We start from the raw sequence: 8,588 nt of genomic DNA on the forward strand, positions 1-8,588 counted from the left end.
CAACAGCGGAAAGCGGAGCCTTTTCGCTGGGCTTCGGGCATTGAACGTCGTGGATGATGAGGAGATTGTGGCGGGTGGGGTGAAGGAGTTGCGGAAGCTGGCTACGGGAAGTGGCGAGATCGACCGGGGCGCTGCGGCGTAGGAATTTTCTTACGAGACGGTGGTTTGCCGCCTTCCAGGTGCTCCCGCTGGCGGGGCGCTGGGAGTTCGCTTCCGTGGTAAAATTCCACCAATGTCCAATACCCTCACTCAGCGCGCGCCCGTGCGACGGAGACCTGCCATGCGGATTGAACGGGAGATTCACGACCAGCATCTCGCGCAGTTTTTGCAAACGGCTGACGAGGAGGTGCTGCGTACACTCCTGGAAGATATGGAAGCCGAGGCGGAGTTGGCTGCGGCGATTGAACATGGAAAGCAGACGGATGATCCTGCGGACTTTCTGTCTGCCCGTGAGTATCTGGCGTCCAGCAAATAATCCACGTTTCCCCCATGTGGCAACTCGCGATTGCCCCGCTCTTCGTGAAGTCTGCGCGCAAGCTCCCGGCGGAGACTCGCCGCGCGATTGACGACTACATCGCGCAGTACGTAGACGGAATTGAAAATCCTCAGAGCCTCCCGCGACTCAAAAAGCTGCGGGGCTATTCCCGCTACTACCGCTTGCGTTTTGGTGCGTACCGGGTCGGTATCGAGCTGGATGCGGCGCGGCAACGGGTGATTTTTTGGTATGTGGGTGCGCGCGGTGATTTTTATAAAAATTTCCCGCGCGGGTGAAGGATGTTCTATGCCTACAAGGCGCTTGCGGTGCTGGCGGATGTTAAGGAATGGGGCTTTTTCGCGGTGCTTCGGGCATTGAGCGTCGTGGATGATGGGAAGATCGTGAAGGGTGGGGTAAGGGAATTGCGGCGGCTTGCGGAGGAAGTTCCTTCGAGAGTCTAATTGAACTACGATAGAAGTAATCTAAGCTGATTTGATTTCTCGACGGTGTCGCTAAGAGCAATTTTTGATTCTGGCTTTTTGCGTTTTCCATCCTTGGAGATGACGATGATATCTTTCGACGAGCTTAACTGTGAAACAGCGTCAAGTAGGTGAGGCTCATTAGCCATAGAGTTTCCTATGGTATTTTCGAAAATGCTGCGGACTTTAATTGCCTTATCTTCTTCATATATTTTTCTTCCAAAATGTTCTCGAAGCCCGTCTAGACACTTGTCGCGAGAAGTCTCGTCGAACAAAAGGCTTGGTTGGCTTGTGTAGCTACTGTCTTTGTTTGCGTCATATCCGAGCATGTAGTACCCAGGGGATAGTTCGTGCGCGAATTCAGTTGAGTGTTCCCAATGGAGATTCTTCATGACTGCGTGAGCACGATATTGATTGGAAAGGTGGATTAGCCAGTAATCCCACGGTGTTGATCCCCAAGGTCTAACAAAGAATGGAGTCATGAAGCGTGCGCCAGATTCTATTTGAATTCCATTTGCTATGTGGCTTTGTAGAATTTGCTTCCAGCGCTGCTTTTGGGTGGCTTTTATTGTTCTTATTTCTGACCACGGGACGTGTCCGTCCAATCCGATTCTTTTGACAGGTTTCCTGTTTTGCGCGCGGTCGGACAAAAATGTAATTAGTGTTCCTACGTTGAATGTGAGAATTACCTCTGCTCCTTTCAGTTCTCTAAAAATTCTTGCGATGGAATGCATTGGGACGTCGTCATAATTATATTGGTCGAGAACGAAAATGCAGTGCTCGCCCATCTTCTTGCTTTTTATTCTTCTTATCAACGTGGGTAGCTCTTTTGTGAAATCATTAGTTACTATATTTGTAGATCTGTAGTCGGGTTCTTGTATGTTGTTTGATTCTCGCTTCCCATCTATCCAAAATCGAAGATAGTCTGTAGTGTCTTGATTGATGTCGATGAAGTGATAGTCAACGTTTACTTGGCGGGGAGTGCGGCGGCCAAGGTTGAGTATCGCGCGAGCTTCGTTTGCGGCGCGAATCATTAGTATGGGTGAGCCGTCGGCTATTTCGCCGTTCTCACGAACGTAGCAACCGCCGCCGCAGAACCCATCAACTAAAGATAGCTGAAATACAGGAATGGTGGCGCATGACATTAATGTGAGAATGTATCTTCTAACATATTCTTCGATGATTTGGTGTTTTATTTCGGTGTGTCGATCAAGGCCTGGAGGAGGGGTTCCTATGCGCCATATGTACTTTGGGTCGTCCATGAAGTTGTTCTCTAACTGTCAAGGCTGCGTGGGAAGGATGAGTTGAGGCGTTTCGTCCCATGTGCGCCCATGGAGTTTTCTGCCATTATGCTTTTTGGCACGCTTTACCCCGTCAGCACCCCAGCCTCCCCACTGCTTGAAGAAAAATGCAACATTGTTGGCGTCGCATTGTACTCGAATAGAATCTACCCATTCAGGTTTCATTGGGCGCGCTTTGGGACCGGACTCCCCTCCGACGATAACCCAGTGGAGTCCTTCGAGATTGAACTGCCCAATATCTTCGAGCAAGGGCTCTACAGAAAGGAAACGGATACGGGCGTCTACTTGTTGCAGGTACTTGATTCTTGCTACACCGTGGGCTCGATCCTCGACGGAAACACCAATCCACGCATTTGGTGGAACTGACCTAGTTTGGAAGTAGCTTGCGAGTCGCTCAGCCCGCTTAGTGAGTATTTGAAAGGTGTGCTGGCTGCCTCGCTCGATGACGTTGAGGACTTGATCGATATACGTGAAAGGCACCTTTTCGTGAAAAAGGTCGGACATGGAGTTCACGAAATACGTTGTAGGCACCTTCCGCTTCAATGGGTCATGAAGTCGCTGTGGAAGTAGGGTTAGCTGGAAACCGTTTTCGTAACCTGGTGTACCCATTGCCTGAAGGCGTCGCGCCATGGTCTCTGCGTAGCAGTATTTACATGCAGGGGAAACTTTGGAGCACCCGGCAACCGGATTCCATGTTCGTTCAGTCCACTCAATTTTGCTAGTCGTTGACATTGCTGCTAGGCGTCGAAAGCGGTTTTCCGTTCGGGCATTCTGAAATGGTATCAGTATAGTTGAGGTTTGTATGTAGGAAAGTCCCCATACTCGTTGATATTTCAAGGATTCATTAGTGAACGTCAGTTGGTTGATGAAGAATAACGGTGTATTTGTCCTGTTGGCAAATTGTGTCTGATCGACAAAATCCTGAACCGCCTCCAGCTTTCACTCCCCCTTCCCGTTTCACCCCACGCTCCCCGGTGCTAATCTCCCCGTCAGACCCTGTAAGGACGCACCCGCCATGTCTGAACCCCGAATCGCCCGCGTAATCCCCGACCTCGCCGACACCGGGGCGCTGCTGAATATGCTCAGTGAAACCCTCACCGTCGCGCGCGGCGCGGAGCTGGGGCTGCGCGACCTCGCGGAGGCGGGCGAGGACACGACGGAGTACGCCGCGCTCATTACCCGGCTGGGGTTGCCCTCGGAGATCGAGACGGCGGGCGAGGCGGCGCGCTCGACCGTGATTGATCTCCTCCACCAGCTCTCCGAGCAGGACTTGGCGAAGGGGCGTGACGAGGGCTTGCTGCACCCCGACGACTACACCCAAGCACTCAAGGTGAAACGTACCTTGAGCTTGGCGCGCGGACGTGGCGCGATCCGCGAGCGTGACCTTACCCCTGAGCGTTGATTCCTCCTTCCTCGGGAAAGAAGGCGTACCCCTGCCCGTAGACGGTGCGTAGGCTGCGCCGCAGGAGCGGGTGCTTTTGGCGGAGCTGCTTGGCGTAGCTTTCGAGGATGGTCGGCTTCACGTCGGAGATGCCCGCCGTGCGCAAGAGCGTCGGGCGGCTGATGGCGCGTGCCGGGCGGCGGAGGAGGGCGGCGAGGATGCGCGCCTCCCGCGTCGTCAGTTGGAAGCGCGCTTCGCCAATCCGCACGACCCGACTCCCCACGTCCAACACCACGCCACCGACGGCGATTTGCTCCCGCCGTGGGGCTGCCGCCTGGGCGCGCTCCACGCGGGCGAGGAGTTCGGGAAAGAAGCAGGGCTGGCGGATGTAGTCGGCGGCGCCGGCCCGGAGTGTGCGCACGATGTCGATGAGGACGGCGTGGCTGGTGTGGACGAGCACCGGGAGCAGGCCGCCGTAGCGTTCGACGAACTCCAGCGTGCCGAGGGGCGCGGCGGTATTCCATTGGACGACCACCGCGTCGGGCAGGGTGTGCCCGAACGCCTCCGCCGCGAGACGGGGGTCTTCGTACTCGGCGACGGCGTACCCCTCCTGAGCGAAGGCGTCCACCAACTCCCGCCGGTACCCGCGCGGGTAGCCGATGAGGAAGAGGCGAGGCTGGCAGTCGGGGGACGATTGCACAGGAGGAGCGGTTGGCCGGGCGCGAAGTGGCGCGACCAGGGGGACAGTGTATGGATTGCTGCGCGATTTCCGAAAAAAATCCTGGAGCTTTTACAGAATTAGTTCATATTCCAAACCGCTATCTCACAGCACTTTCCGCGCGCGGAGCCAGCGCAGTTGCGCCGCGCTCAGGTCGCAGGGGTCTTGGATTGTGGCGGGGATGGTGCGCGGCTTTCCTTCCCGGTCGGTGAAGGACTGCTCCCAGTCAAACGCCGTGGTCGCGATGCCGAGTTCTTCCAGGCGCGCCACGGCTTCCTCCCCGGCGATGCACCCGGCGCGGTCACGGTCGTAGAAGAGGCGCACGGCGCCGACCCTGAGCCGGTCGAGCACGTCGCGCAGGGTGTCGGCTTGCGCGGCGCAGAGGTGGGCGCCGAAGGTGGCGACGACGTTGAGGATTCCCGCCTCCACGCACTTCGCCACGTCGAAAGCGCCCTCCACGAGGAGGACGTGACCAGTCGTTTCAACTTGCTCCCGCGCCGTCGGGTCGAGGAGCAGATTGTCGAGGTTGTACAGCGTGAGCGAAGGATTGAACCCGCGATAGAAACGCCACTTCCCCTTCGCTGTCTGCTCCGGTGTGGTGGCGCGCCCCATGTGGGAGAGGATGACGCGGCGGGTGCCGTCGGGTGTCGCCCCGCCAATTTGAAAGACCATCCGCCCTGCCAGCGTACCCCGAGGGGCGTTCAGGTAGCCGCAGCGCAGATACCGGCAGGTGGCGGTGGAGATGCCGCGCCGGACGAACTCGGGGTGGGTTCCCTGTTCGCTGAGTCGGGGGGTAAGATCGGTACGGATGGGTTCGTTGTGCGGAGCGGCGCCGACAGGGGCGTCCTCCTCCGGGCGGGGTGAACGATGGGAAGCGGTCGGGCGGAGCTGGGAATAGCCGCACTCCACGAGCCAACCCGCCGCTTCGTTCAGCTTCAACGTTTCCCCCCGTGCGGCGTGGATTGCCTGTACCAGTTCGATAACCCCACCGCCGGGTTTGCTGCGTCCGGGGGCGGTGGCGAGACTCGACCAGTCGTACCACACGCCCGGCTTGGTCATGTGGGAGCTGGCGGTCTTTTCATCAGGGTTGAAGGGCGAGTAGCCCCAAAACTCTCCCGCTGTGCAGCGCCGCACGTCGGCGCGCACGCCGAGGTCGTCGAGGAGCCGCCGCCAATCGCACTGCTCGCGGATGGCGGAGAGTTCGTCGGGGTGGAAGATGCGTTTGGGAGCCATTCCCCGAGGCTACGGGGGCAGTCTATATATTCAAACGTTTGGTTCAGGATTGATGTGGGATTGGGCGGGAGGAGTGCCTTGCAAAGAATACGGTACCTAGTGAACGTATCATGAGGTGGGCAAAGAATGGGTGCTCAATAGACGATAATGCGAAGGAGATTTGTTTAGTCTGTTGGGGTTCTGGTCGATAAGCAATTTATCTGTCGCGGTTGTAGGAGTTGTCTTACGGGCATGGAAGTAATCGTATTACACGATTTTCAGGTTATTGCTGATTATAAAATTTAGATCATTTTGTTATCGTCGTGGGGACCATTTCGTTGGGTGTAACAAGGATAATTCGAGTTAGGAGAACCTAAATGAATCCCCTTCTATTTGCATCAAGAGTTCAATCAATTAAAAACGGCCGCCGAGGTATGATGGCCGTTGCGGCTGCGCTGGTGTTTTCTGTCAGCCCCGTTGCTCTGTCGGCGCTGCCAGTACAAGCGAATTCGGTGGTTCACGAAAATGTGTCTCGCGTGATTGATGGCTCGTACATCGTGACTTTTAACTCTCATGAAGGAAATGGGCCGCCGCTTATTGATCCGCCCAATCTGGCTAATCGGGGGAGGGTGCCTGTTGGAGAAAGTACTACCGGGCAGAGCAGGGCGGAATTGGCCGCAGCCCTGGGAGTACGGGGAGAGGTAGCGAAGATATTCGAAAGTTTCAATATGGCGCTGATTAATATGGGAGCAGAGGAGGCTGCGCGGCTAGAGCGAGACCCAAGAGTGATGCGGATTGATCAAGATCGAACAGTTACACTCGCAACTTCAGAGGCCACCACTAGCTGGGGGCTTGATCGTATGGATAGCCTGAAGCCCGAACTCGATGGGCAGTATAATTATTGGGCAACCGGTGCTGGAAGAACTATATATGTCGTGGATTCTGGCATAAGCTTGGATGCTCCTTGGGTTCAAACAGAGTTTGACGGGCGGGCGTCTGTGGTATATGACGTAAATGGCGGGGATGGGGATGATTGTGTCAATCACGGCACCGCCGTTTCCGCTATTGCCGGCGGGAGAGGTAGAGGAGTCGCAAAAGGGGTTACGCTAAAAATAGCGAAAATTACCGATGGATGTACTGGCCTATCAAAGTTGAGTACCTCTATCGAGGTGTTTAATTGGTTGGCAGCTAATGCGCCTCGCGGGACTATTGTAAATTGGAGCAATGAAATTTCAACAGGAGATTGTTCGGTTGACTGGATTTCGATACCTTTGGAATACGCGATTCGAGTTGCGTATGATGCAGGCGTAATTATTGTTGTCGCCGCTGGCAATGATGGTTGTGATACAGCTGACTATTCGCCGGTACGGATTGTCGAGTCATTCGTGGTGGGTGGGACAAGCAGTGAACTGCTTCCCGGTAGCGATGCTCTATATGATACTCCTGGGTATAAATCAAGAACCGGATCGAATGTTTCGACATTTGCCCCAGCTGAAGACGTGATGTCCATTGATGTGTCTGGACTATGGGCCTATTTTAGCGGTACGTCATTTGCAGCACCATATATTTCCGGATTGTTTGCTGTCGTGTGTCAGGCGGCAGCCCCGTATTGTGATATTTCCAGCGTCGGAGATATTTACACGACGGTGAGGGGATTTGGTGTGATTGGAACTGTGGTGGATTCTGATGGAACACCACTCACTAACTCGACTTCTCGGTTTATTCCTCAGCAATGGTAGTCTGAGAGAGGGTTGTCGGTAAGGGAAAGAGATGCAGGCGGTCAGCGCAAGTGCTTTGCGAAAGCCTGCGCGATCGCCTGCACGTCATGTGTGAAATCGGCGCGACTCTGAAAGGAGGACTTATTGTGAGTAGTGTTCGCGGAAACATATATATTGTTTTTTTGGTTCTGATGTTGCGTGCGGGGTATTCGTTGGCCGACAACCCCTATTACGGGAATGGCTTGTTGGTTCTCCCTGTTGTTGATGAGTTGGGTGGAGTAGGGACATATCAGGACGTGCGTTTCAGTTATTCCGAAGAAGGCGGGTGGCGGCTTGATTCGTATGAGATATTAGGGAGCCAGGGGTTGAAAGCAGCGCCTGTGAGCGATGTTGAGGTGATAGTGACGAATGAGAGTCCGGCGCAGGTTTTGTTGCGAGCGTCGGGTGAGTTCGGCAATGGGTGTTATATCGATCTCCGCCCAGCAACTTATAGGCGCTCCGGGAGGCATTTTGATGTTGTCTTAAGTTATGAATATAATTATGTTCCAGGAACCGCATGCTTGGCGGCCGCTGTTCATTACAAAAAGACAGTGCCCTTGCCGGTTTACGGGCTTCCAGCGGGTGATTATACCTACGACATCAACGGCTTGACCGGTACGTTTGAGTTGAGTTCAGACAACGAAATGTCTGGGGACTGTGATCTCAGCGTGGTTTGCCCTGATTAATACGCCCAGTGTGTTGCTGACCGCGTATTTGCGGTAAAGGGGTGGTTGCGGAGCCAGTTGGGTTCGAGGATGCCCTGGCCATCCTCGATGTCCGCGACCCCAGCCGCCTCACCGAAGCCGATTTCACCCGCCTCATGCGCCGCGCCCGGCGGCGGTGGCATCCTGACACCATCGCCGCCCTCCAGCCAAGTCCCGAGCAAGTCGCGCGCTACACCCGCAACTTCCGCCTCATCAACCCCACCCTGGAAGTGCTGCGTGACTACGTGTCAAACCGGCATTTCGGTGATTCCACCGCTTCCATTGAACCGGACGTAACCCCTCCGCCGCGTCCCCGTCGTCCCCCGCCACCGCCACCTCCCGAGCCACCGGAGGAGGTCATCCGCCGCAACGCCTCCACCATGCAGGAGGAGCTGCGGCGGGTGGGGGCGGCGGTGCAGCGCACGGGGTACAAGATGCACGAGGAGGAGTTCACCGCGTGGGAGGGTTGGACGGTGCCCGAGCTGCTACAGGGCGAGCTGACGGACGAGGTTCCCGTGGTGGCGGTCTCGGCGGTGTGGGGTGTCGGGCTCCTCTGCGTGC

The 8,588-nt window shown here is 55.9% G+C and carries 11 protein-coding genes; 7 read left to right on the forward strand and 4 right to left on the reverse strand.

Features of this window, described 5'->3' with window-relative positions; all coding sequences use genetic code 11:
* Positions 1 to 280 precede the first annotated feature (280 nt).
* From ACYQ2W_RS24360 to ACYQ2W_RS24370, 3 genes are read left to right on the forward strand one after another with little or no spacing between them, the layout of a single operon-like run.
* Positions 281 to 475, forward strand: a complete 195-nt coding sequence (locus ACYQ2W_RS24360; protein ID WP_459873276.1) for a hypothetical protein — start codon at positions 281 to 283, stop codon at positions 473 to 475.
* Between the two features lie 14 nt (positions 476 to 489).
* Complete coding sequence (locus tag ACYQ2W_RS24365; protein ID WP_459873278.1) at positions 490 to 771, forward strand: type II toxin-antitoxin system RelE family toxin; 282 nt, start codon at positions 490 to 492, stop codon at positions 769 to 771.
* A 3-nt stretch (positions 772 to 774) separates the two neighbouring features.
* Complete coding sequence (locus ACYQ2W_RS24370) at positions 775 to 936, forward strand: hypothetical protein (RefSeq protein ID WP_459873280.1); 162 nt, start codon at positions 775 to 777, stop codon at positions 934 to 936.
* Positions 937 to 941: 5 nt separating this feature from the next.
* Here ACYQ2W_RS24370 and ACYQ2W_RS24375 read toward each other — a convergent pair whose 3' ends face one another.
* Together ACYQ2W_RS24375 and ACYQ2W_RS24380 are read right to left on the reverse strand one after the other, a co-directional pair.
* Complete coding sequence (locus tag ACYQ2W_RS24375; RefSeq protein ID WP_459873283.1) at positions 942 to 2,216, reverse strand: three-Cys-motif partner protein TcmP; 1,275 nt, start codon at positions 2,214 to 2,216, stop codon at positions 942 to 944.
* A gap of 18 nt (positions 2,217 to 2,234) precedes the next feature.
* On the reverse strand, positions 2,235 to 2,987 hold the full coding sequence (locus ACYQ2W_RS24380; protein ID WP_459873285.1) for a DUF5131 family protein: 753 nt from the start codon (positions 2,985 to 2,987) through the stop codon (positions 2,235 to 2,237).
* A 283-nt stretch (positions 2,988 to 3,270) separates the two neighbouring features.
* Between ACYQ2W_RS24380 and ACYQ2W_RS24385 the strand changes: the two genes are divergently transcribed.
* Positions 3,271 to 3,657 (forward strand): hypothetical protein, encoded by a 387-nt coding sequence (locus ACYQ2W_RS24385; protein WP_459873287.1) that lies wholly within the window; start codon positions 3,271 to 3,273, stop codon positions 3,655 to 3,657.
* On the opposite strand, the gene ACYQ2W_RS24390 is transcribed toward ACYQ2W_RS24385, so the two are convergent.
* Entirely contained in the window at positions 3,641 to 4,336 is a 696-nt protein-coding gene (locus tag ACYQ2W_RS24390; protein WP_459873289.1) for a response regulator transcription factor, read from the reverse strand. The two genes, ACYQ2W_RS24385 and ACYQ2W_RS24390, sit on opposite strands and share 17 nt — an antisense overlap.
* A 123-nt stretch (positions 4,337 to 4,459) precedes the next feature.
* Entirely contained in the window at positions 4,460 to 5,587 is a 1,128-nt protein-coding gene (locus ACYQ2W_RS24395) for a toprim domain-containing protein (protein ID WP_459873291.1), read from the reverse strand.
* Between the two features lie 356 nt (positions 5,588 to 5,943).
* On the opposite strand from ACYQ2W_RS24395, the gene ACYQ2W_RS24400 reads away from it, so the two are divergent.
* From ACYQ2W_RS24400 to ACYQ2W_RS24410, 3 genes are all read left to right on the forward strand, one after another.
* Positions 5,944 to 7,305, forward strand: coding sequence for a S8 family serine peptidase (locus tag ACYQ2W_RS24400; protein WP_459873293.1), 1,362 nt, complete (start codon positions 5,944 to 5,946; stop codon positions 7,303 to 7,305).
* A gap of 125 nt (positions 7,306 to 7,430) precedes the next feature.
* The gene (locus tag ACYQ2W_RS24405; protein ID WP_459873295.1) at positions 7,431 to 8,009 is read left to right on the forward strand and encodes a hypothetical protein; all 579 of its coding nucleotides are present in this window, start codon (positions 7,431 to 7,433) and stop codon (positions 8,007 to 8,009) included.
* Positions 8,010 to 8,050: 41 nt separating this feature from the next.
* The coding region (locus ACYQ2W_RS24410) for a hypothetical protein (protein WP_459873297.1) at positions 8,051 to 8,588 on the forward strand (538 nt) is incomplete at its 3' end.

This window comes from Endothiovibrio diazotrophicus (assembly GCF_054657215.1).

Excerpts from the sequence above, each read along its gene's own strand:
- ACYQ2W_RS24360 (WP_459873276.1), top strand. The coding sequence starts at position 281 with ATGCGGATTGAACGGGAGATTCACGACCAGCATCTCGCGCAGTTTTTG.
- ACYQ2W_RS24365 (WP_459873278.1), top strand. The coding sequence starts at position 490 with ATGTGGCAACTCGCGATTGCCCCGCTCTTCGTGAAGTCTGCGCGCAAG.
- ACYQ2W_RS24370 (WP_459873280.1), top strand. The coding sequence starts at position 775 with ATGTTCTATGCCTACAAGGCGCTTGCGGTGCTGGCGGATGTTAAGGAA.
- ACYQ2W_RS24375 (WP_459873283.1), bottom strand. The coding sequence starts at position 2,216 with ATGGACGACCCAAAGTACATATGGCGCATAGGAACCCCTCCTCCAGGC.
- ACYQ2W_RS24380 (WP_459873285.1), bottom strand. The coding sequence starts at position 2,987 with ATGTCAACGACTAGCAAAATTGAGTGGACTGAACGAACATGGAATCCG.
- ACYQ2W_RS24385 (WP_459873287.1), top strand. The coding sequence starts at position 3,271 with ATGTCTGAACCCCGAATCGCCCGCGTAATCCCCGACCTCGCCGACACC.
- ACYQ2W_RS24395 (WP_459873291.1), bottom strand. The coding sequence starts at position 5,587 with ATGGCTCCCAAACGCATCTTCCACCCCGACGAACTCTCCGCCATCCGC.
- ACYQ2W_RS24400 (WP_459873293.1), top strand. The coding sequence starts at position 5,944 with ATGAATCCCCTTCTATTTGCATCAAGAGTTCAATCAATTAAAAACGGC.